13 protein-coding genes are annotated in these 18,010 nt (G+C 51.9%); 7 read left to right on the top strand and 6 right to left on the bottom strand.

Going from position 1 to position 18,010, the window contains the following annotated elements; genetic code table 11:
* Nucleotides 1–29: 29 nt before the first annotated feature.
* Nucleotides 30–482: a DUF4124 domain-containing protein gene (locus EBB_RS24800; RefSeq protein WP_192396302.1), complete on the top strand. Its 453-nt coding sequence runs from the start codon at nucleotides 30–32 to the stop codon at nucleotides 480–482.
* A gap of 17 nt (nucleotides 483–499) precedes the next feature.
* The gene (gene hemJ, locus EBB_RS24795) at nucleotides 500–925 is read left to right on the top strand and encodes a protoporphyrinogen oxidase HemJ (protein WP_192396301.1); all 426 of its coding nucleotides are present in this window, start codon (nucleotides 500–502) and stop codon (nucleotides 923–925) included.
* On the opposite strand, the gene murU is transcribed toward hemJ, so the two are convergent.
* Nucleotides 922–1,620 carry an N-acetylmuramate alpha-1-phosphate uridylyltransferase MurU gene (gene murU / locus EBB_RS24790; RefSeq protein ID WP_192396300.1) on the bottom strand — a complete coding sequence of 233 codons (699 nt, stop codon included), beginning with the start codon at nucleotides 1,618–1,620 and terminating at the stop codon, nucleotides 922–924. The two genes, hemJ and murU, sit on opposite strands and share 4 nt — an antisense overlap.
* The gene (locus EBB_RS24785) at nucleotides 1,617–2,618 is read right to left on the bottom strand and encodes an aminoglycoside phosphotransferase family protein (RefSeq protein WP_192396299.1); all 1,002 of its coding nucleotides are present in this window, start codon (nucleotides 2,616–2,618) and stop codon (nucleotides 1,617–1,619) included. Before EBB_RS24785 ends, murU begins: the two co-directional genes overlap by 4 nt.
* Nucleotides 2,619–2,875: 257 nt before the next feature.
* Between EBB_RS24785 and EBB_RS24780 the strand changes: the two genes are divergently transcribed.
* The 3 genes from EBB_RS24780 to EBB_RS24770 are packed head-to-tail and all read left to right on the top strand — an operon-like array spanning nucleotide 2,876 to nucleotide 7,415.
* Nucleotides 2,876–5,572 carry an LPS assembly protein LptD gene (locus EBB_RS24780; RefSeq protein WP_229427640.1) on the top strand — a complete coding sequence of 899 codons (2,697 nt, stop codon included), beginning with the start codon at nucleotides 2,876–2,878 and terminating at the stop codon, nucleotides 5,570–5,572.
* A 7-nt stretch (nucleotides 5,573–5,579) separates the two neighbouring features.
* A complete protein-coding gene (locus EBB_RS24775) occupies nucleotides 5,580–6,866 on the top strand; it encodes a peptidylprolyl isomerase (RefSeq protein WP_192396297.1) in 1,287 nt (428 codons plus the stop codon).
* A 6-nt stretch (nucleotides 6,867–6,872) separates the two neighbouring features.
* Entirely contained in the window at nucleotides 6,873–7,415 is a 543-nt protein-coding gene (locus EBB_RS24770) for a DbpA RNA binding domain-containing protein (RefSeq protein ID WP_192396296.1), read from the top strand.
* Between the two features lie 31 nt (nucleotides 7,416–7,446).
* On the opposite strand, the gene EBB_RS24765 is transcribed toward EBB_RS24770, so the two are convergent.
* A complete protein-coding gene (locus EBB_RS24765; protein ID WP_192396295.1) occupies nucleotides 7,447–9,777 on the bottom strand; it encodes a TonB-dependent receptor in 2,331 nt (776 codons plus the stop codon).
* 201 nt (nucleotides 9,778–9,978) lie between these two features.
* On the opposite strand from EBB_RS24765, the gene rnd reads away from it, so the two are divergent.
* Nucleotides 9,979–11,127, top strand: coding sequence for a ribonuclease D (gene rnd / locus EBB_RS24760; RefSeq protein WP_192396294.1), 1,149 nt, complete (start codon nucleotides 9,979–9,981; stop codon nucleotides 11,125–11,127).
* 179 nt (nucleotides 11,128–11,306) lie between these two features.
* Here rnd and EBB_RS24755 read toward each other — a convergent pair whose 3' ends face one another.
* From EBB_RS24755 to EBB_RS24745, 3 genes are all read right to left on the bottom strand, one after another.
* Complete coding sequence (locus EBB_RS24755; RefSeq protein ID WP_192396293.1) at nucleotides 11,307–15,404, bottom strand: EAL domain-containing protein; 4,098 nt, start codon at nucleotides 15,402–15,404, stop codon at nucleotides 11,307–11,309.
* A gap of 24 nt (nucleotides 15,405–15,428) precedes the next feature.
* Complete coding sequence (locus EBB_RS24750) at nucleotides 15,429–16,085, bottom strand: TMEM165/GDT1 family protein (protein WP_192396292.1); 657 nt, start codon at nucleotides 16,083–16,085, stop codon at nucleotides 15,429–15,431.
* Nucleotides 16,086–16,164: 79 nt separating this feature from the next.
* Nucleotides 16,165–17,094, bottom strand: a complete 930-nt coding sequence (locus EBB_RS24745; protein ID WP_192396291.1) for a ZIP family metal transporter — start codon at nucleotides 17,092–17,094, stop codon at nucleotides 16,165–16,167.
* Between the two features lie 276 nt (nucleotides 17,095–17,370).
* On the opposite strand from EBB_RS24745, the gene EBB_RS24740 reads away from it, so the two are divergent.
* On the top strand, nucleotides 17,371–17,919 hold the full coding sequence (locus EBB_RS24740) for a DUF2780 domain-containing protein (RefSeq protein ID WP_192396290.1): 549 nt from the start codon (nucleotides 17,371–17,373) through the stop codon (nucleotides 17,917–17,919).
* The last annotated feature ends 91 nt before the right edge of the window (nucleotides 17,920–18,010 follow it).

The following is an 18,010-nucleotide window of genomic DNA, read 5'->3' as shown; positions in this document are numbered from 1 at the left end:
GAGCAAATGGCGTTTTGGCGAGGTGTGCGATGAGGGTGTTAATTTTGCTGACGATGGTTCTGAGTTATCACTCGGCAAGCGCGGAAGTGTTTAAATGTATCGGCAAGGACGGCAAAACCGTTTATCAGGCCAAATCTTGCCAAACCAGCGATAAAACCGTGCAGTTGGATATTCAAGCCAATGAAGCACAAGAGGCAGCGGCCAAAGCCAAGCTGGAAGCCTTGCAAAACGAACAGGAAGCTGCCAAAGCCGCCAAACTGGAAGCTGAAAGACGGGATGCGATGCTGAAAAACCAAACCGAATCGACAAATGCCCTAAAGCAAAGCGCGATTGCGCAACAGCAGCAAGTTGAAGCGGAACAACGCCAAGCGGCAGCCCTGGAAAGACAAACGCAACAAAACAGTAATCGGGTGCTGATTGTCGCGCCTCCCACCGCGTTACCGGGCATGCCCGCGCCGGTGACCACCGAAATTTTACGTTAGTCAGCCTCGGGAACCTCATGCTCTGGTTAAAAGCCTTACATTTGATTTTTATGGTGACGTGGTTTGCCGGCTTGTTTTATTTGCCCAGGTTATTTGTTTATCACGCCATGAGCGATGACAGTATCAGCAATGAGCGCTTCAAAGTAATGGAGCGCAAGTTGTACTTTGGCATCATGACACCGGGCATGATTTGTACCTTTATCTTTGGCGTGTGGATGTTGGGCGATTACGCCTGGATGCTATATTCCGGAAGTGGTTGGTTGCATCTAAAGTTGGGGTTATTGGGCTTGCTAGTGGGTTACCATTTGTTTTGCGGCAAGTGGTTATTGGATTTCAAGCATGATCGCAACCGGCATTCGCATGTGTATTTCCGCTGGATCAACGAGATTCCGGTATTGTTCTTAGTCGCCATAGTCTTGCTGGCCGTCGTCAAGCCATTCTAGTTAGCGGCATCCTCGGTATGTTTGCTCCTGTCGCGAGCATGTTGTTTACCCAATTCAGCCAAGCGTTCCGGTGTGCCTATGTCCATCCACAAGCCGGAAAACTTCTCCCCGCTAATCCGCTGCTGTTGCATGGCTCGGTTTAACACCGGTCTTAGTTTTAACGGGGCAATGGGGATGTTGGCAAACAGCTTGGGATGATAAACGCCGATACCGCTGAAGGTTAGTTTGTTCACGCCTTGTTCCGACAAAACACTGTCGGCATTCAGCGAAAAATCGCCTTCCGGATGATGTGGCGGATTATTAATCATCACCAGATGAGCCAGATCGATGGCTCTGGTCCGCAAGTTGGCCAGCGGATAATCGCAAATAATGTCGGCGTTAAGTACCAGGAACGGCTTATTGCCCAGCAGAGGCAGGGCCTTGGCGATGCCGCCGGCGGTTTCCAGTGCGGTTTCGACTTCATCAGAATACTCAATCGAGACATTCCAGCGCTTACCATCTCCGCAATAGTCTTTAATCTGCCCGCCTAGATGGGCGATGTTGATGACGATTTCGGTAAAGCCGGCGGCTGCCAGGTTTTCCAGCGTGTATTCGATCAGCGCCTTGCCGGCTGCTTTCAGTAAAGGTTTGGGAGTGTGGTCGGTCAAGGGCCGCATTCTTTCGCCGCGCCCGGCCGCCAAAATCATTGCCTTCATGCAGATGCTCCGGTACGTGGCAGCACCTGTTCTTGCAGAAACTGCTGCATGTCGGTTAACTCGGGATAGAGCTCGCAAACCCTGGCGATATAAGCCAGGGTGCGCGGAATGTCGGCCAAATAATCGGATTTTCCATCGCGCAGATGCAGTCTGGCGAAAATGCCGACTGCTTTCAGGTGGCGCTGCATGCCCATCAGATCGAACCAGCGTTTGAACCGATTGAAATCGGCTTTCAGCAGTCCGGCTGCCAACAAACGTTGATGATATTGCTGGGCCCAGCTGATGACTTGCTGTTCGGGCCAAGCGATGTAACAGTCGCGCAGCAGCGACACCAAATCATAGCTGATAGGACCGACGACGGCGTCTTGGAAGTCGATAACACCCGGCGAGTTGTGTTTCAACACCATCAGGTTGCGCGAGTGGAAGTCGCGGTGCACGCAGACTTGCGGCTGTTCAAGCGCCGAATCGATCAACATAGTGTTGAGAGATGTAGCGAGCGTATCGTGAATCGTAATGCCCAATAGTTTTTCCAAAAACCATTCGTAAAAAATACCGAGTTCTCGGAGTAGCAAGGCCTTATCGTAAGCCGGCAAGCCGCAATCGAGCGGATTTACGCCGGTTTGCAATTTGAACAAGCTGTCCATGGCTTGCCGATACAACACTTCGGCATCGCCGGTTTGTAAGCGGTCGAGAAAGCTTGTGGAGCCAAAGTCTTCCAGCAACAGAAAACCTTGTCGGCTATTCTGTTGATAGATATTCGGGACATGAATATCGCTTGGTTTCAGCAATCCGGCGACGCGTACGAACGGTTCGGTATTTTCCTTGTCCGGCGGTGCGTCCATGGCAATGTGGCAGCCGTCCCGGTGCTCAACTCGGAAATATCGCCTGAAGCTGGCGTCGCTGGAAGCCGGGGTGATTTGTTGTATATCAAGTGCGACGTCGTTATTGAGCCAATCGACAAGCTCCGCCAAGCGGCGGTCTGAGCTGGAAACGTACATTTTTATTAATTGCGGGTCAACCTAAGGTAAAATGATGAGAAGCATTTTATTCGATTTCCATTCCGCTAAGTCAATTTAGCTGCATTCGCCAAAACATGAATTATCGGTTTTATACAATTTCTTCAGCATTATTGTTTTTTACGGGCGTCGCCTCTGCTGCCAATAATGGGGCGTGGAATTGTGAGCAAACCAAAAATGGCGAATGGACTTGTCTAAATCAAACACCTGCTGGCAACGAGCCAACTGCTCAGCCGCAAGTGATTAAAACTACCCCACCGCCCCAAACCAAGCCCGCACAGCCGGAAACCGTCGCTCAGCCGCCCACTCCGGTTGTGCCCGCACCCGTTCAGCAGGCGGCCAAACCGGAACCGGAGCCGGAAAAAGTTAAGGTGGTCGAAAAGGCGGTGGAAAAAGCCGTTGCCGAGCCACAAAAGTTGCGGGTTAAAGTCACTGAAAATCAAAAGCCGGTGCTGGAAAAAGTCGAGCCCAAGACCGAGACAGCCAATGCCAACACCGGCAAAGTGCCGGGTTGGACTTGCAAAACCGGTGATGATAAGAGCGGTTGGAACTGTAATCTGGTGGGTGCCGATCCGAAAGGCGAGGCCCATGTCGTAGCAGATGGCGGCGGCACTGAAGAGTCCGGTTCGTATTTGTTTACGCCTACCTTTGATCGCAAACAAGAGCGGGATTTTCAAACCTTGCGGGCCGAGTTTGATAAAGATCCTTGGCAAAGCTGTGAAGTGTGGGGCGCTAAAAAGCGCAAAATCAGAGCCACCTCCGCCGAGGTTCGCGATGCGGCGACCACCGACATCAATGCCGACTTTTCGGAAGTGTTCGATGGCGAAGTGCTTAATTTTGCCGGCAATGTCGATATGGTGCGCGCCGATCAGCACTTGATTGCCGACAAGGCCAGTTACGATACGGTTGCCGAGACCTTGGACGCGCAAGGTAGCGTGTTATACAGCGAAGACCAAATGGCGTTCTCCAGCGAGACCGCCTCCTTGAGCCTGGGTAAAGACGAAGCGCGCTTGCGGAAGGCGCAATTTATCGTCGCGGAGGCGCCGTTTCGCGGTAATGCCGAGGTGGTTTATCGCGAGAGCAAAGGTTTGTCGCGTTACAACGACGCCGCATTTACCAGTTGTGCGCCGGGCAACCAGGACTGGATTGTGCATGCGTCGCGGATGAAAATTAACCGGGACAGCGGACAAGGCTCAGCGAAAAACGCTTGGCTGGAATTTAAAGGCGTACCGGTGCTGTACACGCCGTATATTTCCTTCCCTACCGACAATCGCCGTCTGTCGGGCCTGTTAGCGCCCACCTGGGGTAACACACAGCGGAACGGTTTCGACTTTTCCGTGCCGTTTTATTGGAATATCGCCCCCAACTTCGACGATATCGTCACGCCGCGTTACATGACCAAGCGTGGCGAGCAATTACGTAATAAATTCCGCTACCTGACCGATATGTCCAGAGGCACGTTTTCTGCGGAATATATGCCCAACGATCAATTGGTCAACAAGGCCCGTTACTCGGCAAGCTGGAAAGACCAAACCAGTTTGCTACCCGGTTTAAATTCCTTGTTGGATTTGAACTATGTGTCCGATAAAACCTATTTCAACGACTTGAACAATGCCTTGGGCTTCCAAAATACCAGCTATTTGCCCAGTACCGCGTTGCTGAGTTACGGCGGCGCGGTTGCCGGCACCGGAGTGGGCCTGTCGGTTGGTGCATACCATTACCAATCGGTGGATAAAACCATTCCCGATGCCGCAATGCCCTACGATATGCTGCCTCGCGTCAATTTCAACGTGGCGCGTGCGTTCGAAGGCTTGCCGGTTACGCTGGCGATGAATAACGAGTTTACTCATTTCTACCACACCGATTTGGTAAACGGTCAGCGCTTCAATATTGCACCATCGATTAGTTTGCCATTGGAAAGTAGTGCTGGATTTGTCATACCTAAAATTACTGGTCAGTACACTCAATACCAGTTAAGTAGTCAGACTCAGGCGGGATTGCCATCTACAATAAGCCGTGCATTACCAATTTTTTCGCTGGATAGCGGCATGACATTCGAAAAAGAATTGAATTTGTCCGGTTCTCCATATCTGAATACCTTGGAACCTAGATTATTTTATTTGTACATCCCTCGTAAAGATCAGAGCAACATTCCCGTTTTCGATACTGCTTTGTACGATACTAATTTTTACAGCTTGTTTAGGGAAAATCGCTTCGCCGGCGGCGATAGAGTTCAGGACGCGAACCAGGTTACTTTAGCTGCGACATCGAGGTTCATCGATTCAAATACTGGCTTAGAACCATTGAAGTTGAGTATTGGTCAGATCCTCTATTTCCAGGATCGAACAGTGGATTTGTATGATAAAAATAACCCAACCGTGCGTCCGTTTACAGCCCCCCAAACAAGCAGTACGTCCAACCTGATCGGAGAGCTCAGTGGGCAATTCAGCCGTAACTTGTCATATATGACCGGAACGCAATGGGATCCTGAAGCTAATGGTTTTGCCAGAGGCCAAGTTGCATTAACGTATCGCAGGCAGCCAAACGAGATACTTAATCTAGGGTATCGCTATCGCCGTAATCCTCTGGATAGTTTACAAACTATCTCGCAAACCGATGTATCGTTCCGCTTACCTTTGTTTGGCGAATGGTATGGCTTCGGACGTTGGCAATATTCTTTGAATTTCGACAAAACCACGGAAAGTTTCATTGGTGTGGAAAAGGAAAACTGTTGTTGGCGCTTCCGCATCCTCGGTAGGCGCTTTATCAATGGTGCGAACACCGGTACTGTTACCTTTATCGATCCGAGCACGAAGCCGGAAACGGCGTTTTTCGTACAGTTGGAACTGAAAGGTCTGTCGAGCTTCGGTGACAATGTCGATACCTTCCTGCAAACCAACCTGAAAGGCTATCGCAAAGCCAGCTATTTTGAGTAAGCAACGCATGATAAAAAAATGGTTAGTGATTTTCTGTTTGCTCCTGGGTGCTTACATGGCTCCGGGTCAGGCTCAGGTATTGGACCGGATAGTGGCGGTGGTGGAAGAGGATGTGATTCTGGATCGCGAACTGAATAACGAGGTCGGGGCCATCGTCAGTAAATTGCGAAGTAACAACGTGACGATGCCGCCCGAATATGTGTTGCGGAAACAGGTGTTGGAACGCATGGTAGTCGACAAGTTGCAACGGCAACTGGCGGCTAAATCGGGTGTACAGGTCAGCGATGAAATGCTCAGCGCTTCGGTCGCCGATATAGCCAGCCGGAACGGCTTGTCGGTTGAAAGTTTTCGTAACGAGTTGGCCAAGCAAGGCATGGACTACAAAGCTTTCGAGGATAATCTGCGCAACGAAATTATCATCAATCAGCTGCGCGGTCGGGAAATCGGTTCGCGGGTCAAGGTCACCGATGCTGAAGTGTTGCATTATATGGAAACGCAGAGCAAAGCCGGCCAGAGCAATTCCCAGTATCATTTGGGGCATATTCTGATCGCGGTGTCGGAAGCGGCTTCGGCTACCGCGATTCAAAAAGCGAAGGATAAGGCTGATCAAGTTATCGCCGATTTACGCGGCGGCAAAGATTTCAAACAAGTCGCGGTCAGTGTCTCTGACGACGATAACGCCTTGAAGGGCGGCGATTTGGGTTGGCGCAGCATCGGCCAGATACCATCCCTGTTTACGGACGTGGTGACGACGATGAACCAAGGCGATGTCTCTGAAGCTATCCGCAGTCCTAGCGGCTTTCATATCATCAAAATGTTGGAAACCGAGGGTGCAGGGCAGCATATCGTTACCAAAACCAAGGTCAGGCACATTCTGATCAAGACCAATGAATTGGTAGACGACGCCGAAGCGCAGAAGCGTTTGATAGCGCTGAGAGAACGGATTAATGACGGTGACGATTTTGCCAATTTGGCGCGCGCGCATTCCGACGACAAAGGGTCGGCGATTAATGGCGGTTCGCTGGATTGGGTCGGTCCTGGCGCCTTAGTGCCGCCTTTCGAGGAAGCGATGAACAAGTTGGCGATTAACGAGATTAGCCAGCCGGTGCAAACCCAGTTCGGTTGGCATATGATCCAGGTGTTAGGTCGCGAAAATCAGGACAACAGCGAGCAATTCAAAAAAGACAAGATCCGCGAGGAAATCCGCAAGCGTAAAATCGAGGAAGAAACCGAATTATGGTTGCGGCGCTTGCGCGACGAGGCTTTCGTGGAAATCGATCTGGATAGACTGTAAGGTACTATGAACGCTTTCTCTGTCGAAAGTCGTAAGGAAGATAAGTTTAAAAGGCGCTTGCAGCGCATAGTCACCGAAGAAGACTTGACCCAGCAACGGGAGTTGATTCAGCGTACCGCGGCCGAATTGGATATCGATCTATTGACTTGTGCCGCGGCCTTGGTTTACCTAAGCCAACCAAACCTGTATCCCGCACATACCCAACAACCCAAATTGTTGGTCCCTCTACCGCAGCCTCTCAGTCGCGGTCCGCATGCAAACGGCAAAATGGTGCGTTATCGCCTGGCCGTCGGTAGCCAGCACCAAGTCAGCCGCGACGATATTCAGGCGGTATTGGTCGAAGAGTCCGGTGTAGATAAAAAGCGCATCGGCAGGATCGATATTCGCGATACGCACACCTTGGTGGAATTACCGGACGGCATGCCGGCGGATATTTTTCAGTTATTGACGGAAGCTTCAATAGGACCGCATCGCCTCAATATTAAACGCATCAAGCCGAATAAATACAGACAAATCCGTAACAACCAGCTAGACGAGGAAAACGGCTAATTTCAGCCGTTTTCCTGCGCCCAAGTTTGGCCTACATCGTCAGGCGAATGCCTATCCAAGCGGCACGCGGCGCGCCCACGCCCACGAAGCGGCTTTGTTGGTCGCCTGGCAATCCTACGCCGTCGAGTACATCCCCAGTATTGCCCCAGGTGCCGAAATTGGCATATTGACGGTCGAACAAGTTGCTCACTTTACCGAACAGCGCGACGTTTTTGTTGAAGCGGTATTCGCTACGCAAATTAAATACGACGAATCCAGGGAGCTTAGCCGTCAAATTGGCTTCGTCGCCGCGCAGATATTGTGAACTGTTGTAGTTCATATCCATTCCGAGAGTCCAGGCAGAGACAATGTCGAAGTCGGTGCTGAACTTGAACTGATGTGCGGGAATGCCGGGTAACTTGTCGCCGGCCTTTACATGGATATTGCCGTCTCCATCCGCCAGCGGATTGTTGGGGCTGCTGCCCAGAAACGGCGTTTCGAAGCTGGCATCGATATAGGTGTAATGGGTTGACCAGCGCCAGCGCTCGTAAAAATTGCCGGATAGTCCTGCTTCCACGCCCTGGCGCAGGGTCGAGCCGACGTTGTCGAAATAGCCGACGTTGCTGCCGACACCGCCGGTACTCTTGAAGATGATGTCGTTATTGTTGATGGTGCGGAATAAAGCCAAATTCCAATCCATGTAGCCCGGCAGCAAGTTTTTCAAGCGGCCGCGCACACCGGTTTCGAAGGTATTGGCGACTACTTGCTTGAGAGGCGGATCGGATACGAAGGCGTTCGGCAAACGGCAAGGATCGTCCGGGTTGGCGCAGCTTAGCTCCATCGGTGTCGGCACCCGCGAGGATTCGCTGTAGTTGCCGAAAAAGGTCAATTCCGGCATAAACGCGTAGGTCAGACCCGCCGCCGGATTGAAGCGGTCGAATGAGTGCGAGCCGTTCAGGTCGTCGCCGACATGGTCGCGAAGTTTAATATGGGATTGGTTGTAACGGCCGGAGACGGTTAGATCCAGTTTGTCGGTCAATGAATAGGTGTCGGTTAAAAACACGCCGTAGTGATCGGTCTCGGTAGTCAGGCGGACATGGGCATCTTGCAGCAATACCCCGCCCCCGGAAACCCCACGGTCAGCGGTTAACGAACCAAGCTGGGTGTCGGCATGATAGCGGGCGTTGCCGTGGTCGAAACTAGCCCCGCCCACTAGGTGGTTGTTGCGGCCGAATATTTTCTGGTCGAATGCGTTTTGCAAGGCAAAGCCGAACGATTGCTGTAGCGTGCTGGAGGTGTTGATGGTGCCGCCCTCGACCACAGGTGAGGCGTCTATGTTATTGCCTGCTAAATCGAAAAGTCCTTCGTCTGCCAGTTCGCCATCGGTTTCTTGACACAAAAAGGCATTTTCACCGCCACCCTCGTCCAAGCAGGCGCCAAACTCGCTGCCATCGCCATTATAGGTGCCGATCTTATTCCGGCGGTAATACATCGTGCCGGATAATTGATTGTGGTCGTTCAGCCAGGTATCACCGGCCAGCGACACCAGCATCATCCGGTTGCGGGTGATGTCGGGATGCGTAAATACCTGGTCGCGGCCGAATGCCAGCATTTCCTGAGGAAGGGCGCCGTTGCCGCGCAAGGTGTTGTCACTGCCGGCGATGCTAAAATCCAGGCCGGATTTAACGCCGCGCCAACTCAAAGTGCCGAAACCTTGCTTGGCTTCGCTCGGGGAGTGAGCGCGCCAGCCTTTCTCGTTGAAATACTTGGCATCCAGGAAATAGCCCCAGGTGCCGTTGTTCCAACCGCTGGTGAGCTCTTCGGAATGGCGGTCCCAAGAGCCGCCTTGAGCTTCGAAACTGTGGCCGGGTGCCGAGAAACCGGTCTTGGTGTTGATGTTGATTGAGCCACCCAGCGCATTCAAACCAAACGCCGGGTTTGATGCCGGTTGCAGGCTCATATTATCGATGGCGCCATTGGGGATTAAGTCCCAGTTGATCATGTCGCCGAACGGCTCATTGAAGCGAATGCCGTTGACATAGGTGGCCAAGCCTTGCGGCAAGCCCATCAGCGGCGAAGCGCTGAAGCCGCGGTATTGCACATCCGGTTGCAAGGGGTTGTTTTGCGCATCGTTGATGTTGACGCTGCCGAGATAGCGGTTCATGTAGTCCGCCAAAGACAGGGCTTGGGCTTCCTGCAATTTTTCGGCTGATACTGTTTGCACATTCGCCGGAATTTTATTGATATCGACGCCGCCGAATTGTAAAGGCGTTACCGCCACAACTTCCACTTCCTCCAGATTGGTCGCTACTTCCGCGGCTATGGCTTCGGCTAAGGGCAGCATGCTGAACAATGGCAGCACGCCGAGCGCAACTTTTTTCATAAATTTACCTGAGAATACAAAACAAAAGCGGCATGGTAAACAAGCGGGGGCGGGGGTTCCATTGCTGGCAATAAAAAGGAAAAATTCCTGCTTTGCATCGCGGCGGCCAATGCCGGAATATTTCAGTCAATAAGGCCCCAACGGGGTAAAATACGCAGTCACGCCGTTTTTCGGCAAGCCCTGTTAATTGCCATAGCGACTATGACTATTCAATATATCAACCGCCCGGATCAACTCGATAGCCTTTGCCAACTGATCAGCCAGGAGCCATGGATCGCCCTGGATACCGAATTCCTCCGTGAAAAAACCTACTACCCCAAGTTTTGTTTGCTGCAAATAGCCGCGCCGGGTTGGGTGGCTTGTGTCGATCCCTTGGCTATTGCCGATTTAACACCGTTGTTAGAGGCTATTTACAATCCCAATATTGTCAAAGTGTTGCATTCCTGCCGGCAGGATCTGGAAATTTTTTACCAGATTACCGGCAAAATTCCCGGCCCGATTTTCGATACGCAGATTGCCGCGCCGCTGCTGGGTTTTCAGGAAAATCCGGGTTATGCGATGCTGGTATCCAGCTTTTTGAACGTCAATCTCAGCAAAGCGCATACCCGTACCGACTGGTCGGAGCGGCCCTTGAGCCAGGATCAAATTCAGTATGCCGCCGACGATGTGATTTACCTGTGCAAGATCTACAAAATCATGTTGGAGCAATTGGCTAAACTGGGGCGTGCAAACTGGTTGGAGAGTGATTTTGCCTTGTTGAACGATCCGGAGCTGTATCAATTGTCGCCGGAAAATGCCTGGTTGAAAATTCGCGGCAAGAACAAGCTGACCGGCAAGCAATTGTCCATCATGCAAAGTTTAACCGAATGGCGCGAACGCACCGCCCAGCAAGAAAACAAACCGCGCAGTTGGCTGTTGCAGGATGATTTGTTGCTGGAACTGGGCAAATTACAACCCGTGACATTGGCCGATTTAGCCAAGATCCGCAACATTAACGACCGCACCGTCAATCGTTACGGCAAAACGATTTGCGAATTGATTGACAGCGCCAAACAACGTCCGCCCAAACCCTTGGCCGAAAAGGATCAAGCCGGCAAGAAAACCCAACAGCATGAAGCGATACTGGATGTACTCAGCGCGGTCGTCAGGATCCGTGCTGAGGAAAACTCGCTGAATCCCATCATCTTGGCTACCCGCAAGGATCTGGAACAATTACTGTCCGGCGATGAGGATTGCTTGTTGTTGCACGGCTGGCGTTACAACATGGCGGGCAGGGAGTTGCAGGGCTTATTGCGTGGTGATTTGACCTTGAGCTTGCAGCCAGATGGCGTGGTGATAAGTGCGGTTTAGCATGCGGCGGCCTGCAATAATGCTGAATTATTAATCCCCCTATGTATCGGTGGCCGGCATATCCGTATAAGCCGGTCTATCGATTAGCAGCGTTTTTATTGACTGGGCTCCCGCCTGTGCGGTAGCGAGTGCGATAACAAAGATAACTGCATCGGCGGCGAGGAACGGCTGAGAATCCGCTATGCTGATTTACCGAATTGTTGTTCAAACGCTGCCGCCGACAGCGGTCTGGCAAACAGATAGCCCTGACCGTAATCGCAGCCGATAGCGGTTAGTAAGTCCCGTTGCTGCTCGGTTTCCACACCTTCCGCGATGACTTTCAAGCCCAATTTATGCGCCATCACGATGATGGCTTCGCAGAGCACGAAGTCGTTCGAATCCTCCGTTAAATTGCGAACGAACGACTGGTCTATTTTCAAATAATCGATGTCGAATTTTTTCAGATAGGACAACGCGGAATACCCGGTGCCGAAGTCATCTATCGCGACTTGCATGCCGGCATCGCGGAACGCCATTAAATGATTGTGTACAGCAAGATTGGCGTCCAACAGCAAGCCTTCGGTGATTTCCACCACAATACTTTGGCCCGACAATCCCAGTCGATTCAAATAGTTGAACCAGTCTTCAGGGGCATGCTCGGGGCTTTGAAATTGTACCGGCGATTTGTTGACGCTGATTTGAAATTCCGGATGGATAGTGGTTCGCCAAGTTTGTACTTGTCGTGCTGCGGTTTCGAATACCCAATCACCGATTTCTCTGATTAGACCGGTTTCTTCCGCCAGCGGTATAAATTCTGCCGGGTTAATCAAGCCACGTTTTGGGTGATGCCAGCGTAGCAAGGCTTCCGCTTTATGCACTTCGCCGCTCATTAAGTCGACGATAGGTTGATAGCACAGCAAAAATTGCGCGTTGGCCAGTGCGGTACGTAAGTCGCCGAGCATCGTGGCGCGGGCTTCCAGCGCGTCCTGTAAGGCTTGGGTAAAGAAGCGGTAGTTGTTACGGCCCTGGTTTTTGGCGGCGTACATGGCCTGATCGGCGTTTTTTTGTAATTGGCTTAAATCGGTGCTGTCGTTTGGATAAAACGTGATGCCGATACTCGCGGAGACATAAGCCATTTCGCCGTCCAAGCTAAACGGCGCACTGAGTTTTTGCAGCAGGTTTTTAGCTATCGGTTCGGACACTTCGATGCAGTCCAACTCGCTCAAGATAATCGTGAATTCGTCGCCCCCCAAGCGCGCTACGGTATCGGACTCCCGCACGCAGGTCTGTAAACGCCGCGCGGTTTCCTTCAGTAAGTTGTCGCCCATATCGTGGCCCAGCGTATCGTTGATTTCCTTGAAGCGGTCCAGGTCGATAAACAACAGCGCAAACAATTGTCCCATGCGGTGGGCTTTTTTGATTTCCTGCTCCAGCCGGTCGCGGAACATGCGCCGATTAGGCAGGCCGGTGAGCGGATCGAAGTTGGCTTGCCGCCAGATTTGTTCCTCGGACTGTTTACGCTGAGTAATGTCGGAAAACAGGGCGACCCGGCGTAGCGGCTTGCCTTCCGCATCATAAATGGTGTTAATGGCCAGCTCTTCGACGAACAGGCGGCCGTCCTTACTGCGGTTTTTTATTTCTCCGCGCCAAGCCCCGGTGGTATCCAGCGTGGCCCATAGTTGTCGGTAAAACGCCGCATCATGTTCGCCGGAACTGAGAACATGCGGACTTTTACCGACAACTTCTGCCTCGGTATAGCCGGTCATCGTCGTAAAGGCGGGGTTGACGCTGAGGATGGTGTTATCGCTGTCCACCACTATCATCGCTTCACTACTGTTGTGATAAACCAGCGCCGCCAGCCTCAGATTTTCTTCGGTTTTGCGCAACTCGCTGATGTCGCGGGCAAAACCAACCGTACCCAGCAACTGACCTTGCTCATCCATCACCGGCGCTTTATAAGTCTCGAACCATTTGCGTACCCCGCGATCGACAATTTCTTCTTCGACAACCAATTTATCTCTCAAAGTCAACACGAGCCGGTCATCGGCGACGTAGCTTTCGGCTAGTTCCGCGGGGGCAATATCGAAATCGTTTTTGCCCGCCAGCGCCTCCGGGTTGACAGCGGAAAATACGTTGGCGAACTCCTGGTTCACCGCCAGCAGGCGACTGTCGGTATCTTTTAGCCAAATCGCATGCGGAATGTTATCCAGCAATGCGCGTTGATAATATTCTTTCTTTTGTAGCGCTTGCTCCGTACGATGTTGATTACTGATGTCGCGAAAACTCCAGACACGGCCCACAATTTTGTCGGCGATACTTTGTGGCTTGGAATAGCGTTCAAAAATCCGGCCATCGGTAAACTCGATCAGATCGTAGCTTTCTGCCTCGGGGTGATTGTAAAGAGTCTGAACTTTGTCGAAAAATGCGTCGGGATTTTTTAGCTGATTAACGGCTAAATGCAAAAGTTTTATATCGTCTTTATCTTCTCCAACAGCCGTATCAGGTAACTGCCAGAGTTCAAAAAAACGCTGATTGTAAGTGACGATCTGACCTTGCAGGCTGACCACCAAAATGCCGTCGGCCGTGGCTTCCAGCGTCGCCTTTAGCAAGGAAACCGATTGGGCTAAAGCGTTTTCGCGGACTTTGTTTTCGGTAATGTCTTCGTAGATCCCCAAAATGCCGATCATTGCATGATCGGAATTGCGCAAGGGTATTTTCGAGGTGCGTAGCCAAATGGTATTGCCGGCAGGTGTGGTTTGGGGTTCTTCATACGCCAGTTTGCCTACACCCGATGCTATCACCTGGCGATCATCCGCTTGGTAACTTGCGGCTTGATCTTGCCAATTCAGTTGGCTGTCGTCCTTGCCGATTAAATCGTTGGAGCTGGATTGTCCGGCATCGCCGGCAAATAGCGCGTTACAGCCCAAATAGCGAGAATTCAGGTCTTTCCAGAATACGCGGATTGGCAAGGTTTCCAGGATGGTATGCAACAGTAAATTGGATTCGGTCAGCGCTTTTTCGGATTTTAGTTGCTCGGTAATATCGAACAAAATGACCAGATTATCTCCGACATACGATTCGCCCAGGGATACCGAGCCGGCGAGCACAGTGCGCCGCTCGCCGTGTTTGCAATGAATTTCCGCTTGGAGGGTTTCGAAACTTTGTACGCGACGGGCTTTATCAGTTAACTCCAGCCATGTGTCCAAAATGGTCCGGCGGTAGGCAGGGTCCGGGTATGCTTTGGGCCACCATTCGTCAAGCGTTTTAATGTCTTCCAAGGTGTAACCGAAAGCTTTGCTGAAAGCCGGATTTAGCAATGTGAACTTGCCTTCGGCGTCGTAAGTGGCCTGGGGTACTGGCGAGTAGTCGATGATAGCCTTCAAACGTCTTTCGCTATCGGTCAGTCCTGCGGTAATCAGTTGCTGTTTGTGCAGGGTAAGCGCCAAAGTGGTGCCGGTCCAGGACAGTACCAATATATAAAACCAAAGGTTCAGCAACTCGCTTTTCTCGAAGTCGTCGCCGAAAAAGCCTAGATGATGTGCGGATCCGAATAGAGCTTGGATGGTAATCAAGCCGGAAATCAGTGTCACGCCATGGCGATTGAACCGGAGTGCGGCCCAAATCGCAAACAGAAACATCCAGTAGCCGCGGGCGATTTTGCCAAAGACAGGCTGGAAAGCGTCGAGGAATACTACTTGGCCGGCGAACAAGGTCAGAATGATCAGCAGCAAGGCTTCCAGGCCGCGTTTTTCAGCAAACCATTGGTTTGGCCAATTCCGCCAAACCAATAATATCGGCGTGGCCGTGACAATGCCGAAAGCATCCGCCATCCACCAATGTAAAATCGCTTGCGGCATAGTCGCCAGTGGTATGAAGCCGGCCTGATGTAAAGCCAAAGGGCCAATGCCCGCACTGATCAACGAGCAAGTGGCGCCGGTCAGGGTTAGCCAGATAAAGTGGCCTGGCTCGGTTAAGTCTAAAGAAAAACGCTGTTGGTGTTTTAGCAGGTAGGCGGCTATCACCGATTCCAGTGTGTTGCCCGTTGCAATAGCAAAGGACAAAGGGAGCGAGTCGTCTACCATCAAACCGGCGGCGAACGCGCCCAGAAATATGCCTGGCCAATAGCGAAGGCCTTTCAGCAATAAGGCGGCCAATCCTAATCCGCCGGAAAACCACACCAGGGTAATATTGCCGGTCTCCGAGAAATAAGACAGTACAATTTTAGCTAATAGGCAATAAAGCCCCGCCAAGCCGAGTATCGCCGCAACGTCTAGCCAGCGGTAATTGGGAAATGCCATGAATCGCGTCAAGTCTGGATTTGGCTAAAGTTGCGGCAGTAAACCCGCGGTCAGCAAGCTTTCGTAGGCTTTATAAGCCGCAATTGCCGATAAAATCAGGAAAAACACGCCGCTGGCTTTATGCAGCAAAGACAGGGGGATTTTTTGCAACACGGTGCGCCCGGCCAGTACGCCCAGTGCGGATGTCAATGCCAGCGCCAACGTCGAGCCCAGCCAGACCGCAATCGGTTGGGCCGTACTGCTGAATGCAACGACAGCCAATTGAGTCTTATCGCCAAATTCGGCGACGGTAATTAATAAAAAGGTCGTAAAAAAAATGCCGTGGCCGCTTTTCTCGACGATTTCCTCGTCGTCATCGTCTTCGTCGTGGTTGAGCAAAGCATGCAGACCAAATGCCGCAAACAGCAGGGCGACGGTGGCCGCGACCAGATATTCCGGTAACCATGTCGCAATCGCCGCACCAAAAACCACCGCCAAAGTGTTCAGCAGCGCGAACGCGGCAATCGCTCCTAATAGCACCGGAGCCGGTCTGTGCTTGGAGGCCAGGGTCATGCATACCAATTGACTTTTATCGCCGATTTCTGCGGCGGCTATCAGAGCAAAGCTGGTGCCGCCGGTCGCCAGCAATTCCGTAAAGTTTAAAGCACTTATTTGGGTGATGAATGCGGTTAGGTATTCCATTCGGTACTAAGGAGTTTGATCGGGATATAAAGCCCCGAAGCGGCTACTGCCTTTTCGGGGCGCTTGGGTTAAACGGTGGTTATGTCAGTATTTTGTCCAGGATCATCATGATGATGAAACCGGCCATTAATGAAAACGTAGCGATGCGCGAACGGCCTTTGGAGTGCGTTTCCGGGATGATTTCTTCGCTGATGACGAACAACATTGCACCGGCTGCAAACCCCATCGCAATTGGCAATATCGACGAAAACACGGTGACCATGGTAATGCCCAACAGGCCGCCCACCGGTTCCACCAAACCGGTCAACGTAGCGATGGCGACAGCTTTCCATTTGTTGTAACCCAAGCCAACCAGGGGCAGGGCGACGGCCAGGCCTTCCGGCAAGTTTTGCAAGGCAATGGCAATCGACAATACCAAGCCATTTTTCATATCACCGGAGCCAAAGCTGACGCCGACTGACATGCCTTCCGGGAAGTTGTGAATGGTGATGGCGATGATGAACAATGAGATTTTTTGCAGCGAATCCAGCGAATGGTCGTTGACGTTGTCAAAATGCAAATGGGGTAAGCGGCTGTCCGCGAAGTGCAAAAATACTGCACCGATCAGCATGCCGGCAGACACGATCCATAAACCTTTGCCGGGCCAGATTTGCTCGCCATAGTCCAAGCCGGGCACCAGCAGCGAAAACGCTGTGGCCGCCAGCATGACACCGGCCGCGGCACCCAGTAGGCTATTGAACAATCGGTCGGAAATGTTTTTGAAGAACAGGGCTGGCAGGGCGCCGATGCCGGTCGCCAATCCCGCCAGCACGCTGGCCAGAAAGCCGATCACCACCACTTTGTCAAAAATAAGGTACAGGCTGCCGAATACCAAAAGCTGGGAGAGTAAAAACAAACCGATAAATACCCCCCAGCGTTGCATCAGCGGCAAGGTCATCACATGCAGGTATTGGGGATGGGCTTGCAAGCGAAGATAGTAGTCTTCGAGCGTCTTTTGAATATTCAGCATATTTTTACCTTTATTGTTCTTGTGGCTAAAGCTGGGATTATACTGAATTCATGCGAATTGCCGATTTTTACCCACAATGTTTGCGGGGAGTTTCTCGGTTATCGGCAGATAACACTCCGTCTTTGGACAGGAAGCCGCGGTTGTCCGCCTGCGGCGCATTGGCTTTATAAAAGGGCCCTGGTTGTATCCTGGGCCGGTTTCGATTTACAGTGCCGGTTTGGGCGGCCATGATTTGGCTCGGTCCGGTATTTCGGCGTTTTTCAGGAGTTCGACAGAATGAAGGTTTTGCAAGGTTTTACAGCAGTCAGTGTTCTCGCGGTCATCAGCGCTTGCGCACCGGTTCAACAGCAGGTTTCAGATCAGACTTTCGCCTTGGGCGGATCACAGGCCGGCTATGGTGCTGCGGGTTCTATCGCCGGTGCGGTGGGACAGGCCAACCAACTAGGGCTAATCGATATATTGGTCGGGCAATTGGGAGTCAGCCCGCAGCAAGCGCTGGGTGGCGTGGGTTCAATTTTTTCAGTGGCGCAGCAACGCATGAATCCCGGTGACTTCTCGCAATTGAGCAATGCCGTGCCGGGTATGGACCGCTATTTGTCCTCGGTACCGCAACAGGTTTCCGTTTCCGGCTCGCAATCTTTGTTGGGTGCTGCGGGCGGATTAATGGGAGGCCAGTTAGGCAGCTTGGCGAATTTAGCCGGATCGTTTCAATCTTTGGGGATGAGTCCGTCCATGGTCAGCCAGTTTGTGCCGGTGGTTTTACAATATGTGCAAAACCAAAGCGGTGCTGGCGCTATGAGTTTGCTTCAGCACGCTTTATATTGAGCTGCGCGCCAACTTTTCCGACTTGAGTCCCGCTTCTCCGCCCGCGAATATCGTCGCTCCCGCTCAGGCGGGTATGACGACACCTGAATAT

Source organism: Methylomonas fluvii, assembly GCF_014850975.1.
Lineage (GTDB): Bacteria > Pseudomonadota > Gammaproteobacteria > Methylococcales > Methylomonadaceae > Methylomonas > Methylomonas fluvii.
This window is presented reverse-complemented; position numbering and strand designations above follow the sequence as displayed.

Coding starts and splice junctions, on each gene's coding strand:
- EBB_RS24800 (WP_192396302.1), top strand. CDS start 30: ATGAGGGTGTTAATTTTGCTGACGATGGTTCTGAGTTATCACTCGGCA.
- hemJ (WP_192396301.1), top strand. CDS start 500: ATGCTCTGGTTAAAAGCCTTACATTTGATTTTTATGGTGACGTGGTTT.
- murU (WP_192396300.1), bottom strand. CDS start 1,620: ATGAAGGCAATGATTTTGGCGGCCGGGCGCGGCGAAAGAATGCGGCCC.
- EBB_RS24785 (WP_192396299.1), bottom strand. CDS start 2,618: ATGTACGTTTCCAGCTCAGACCGCCGCTTGGCGGAGCTTGTCGATTGG.
- EBB_RS24775 (WP_192396297.1), top strand. CDS start 5,580: ATGATAAAAAAATGGTTAGTGATTTTCTGTTTGCTCCTGGGTGCTTAC.
- EBB_RS24770 (WP_192396296.1), top strand. CDS start 6,873: ATGAACGCTTTCTCTGTCGAAAGTCGTAAGGAAGATAAGTTTAAAAGG.
- EBB_RS24765 (WP_192396295.1), bottom strand. CDS start 9,777: ATGAAAAAAGTTGCGCTCGGCGTGCTGCCATTGTTCAGCATGCTGCCC.
- rnd (WP_192396294.1), top strand. CDS start 9,979: ATGACTATTCAATATATCAACCGCCCGGATCAACTCGATAGCCTTTGC.
- EBB_RS24755 (WP_192396293.1), bottom strand. CDS start 15,404: ATGGCATTTCCCAATTACCGCTGGCTAGACGTTGCGGCGATACTCGGC.
- EBB_RS24750 (WP_192396292.1), bottom strand. CDS start 16,085: ATGGAATACCTAACCGCATTCATCACCCAAATAAGTGCTTTAAACTTT.
- EBB_RS24745 (WP_192396291.1), bottom strand. CDS start 17,094: ATGCTGAATATTCAAAAGACGCTCGAAGACTACTATCTTCGCTTGCAA.
- EBB_RS24740 (WP_192396290.1), top strand. CDS start 17,371: ATGAAGGTTTTGCAAGGTTTTACAGCAGTCAGTGTTCTCGCGGTCATC.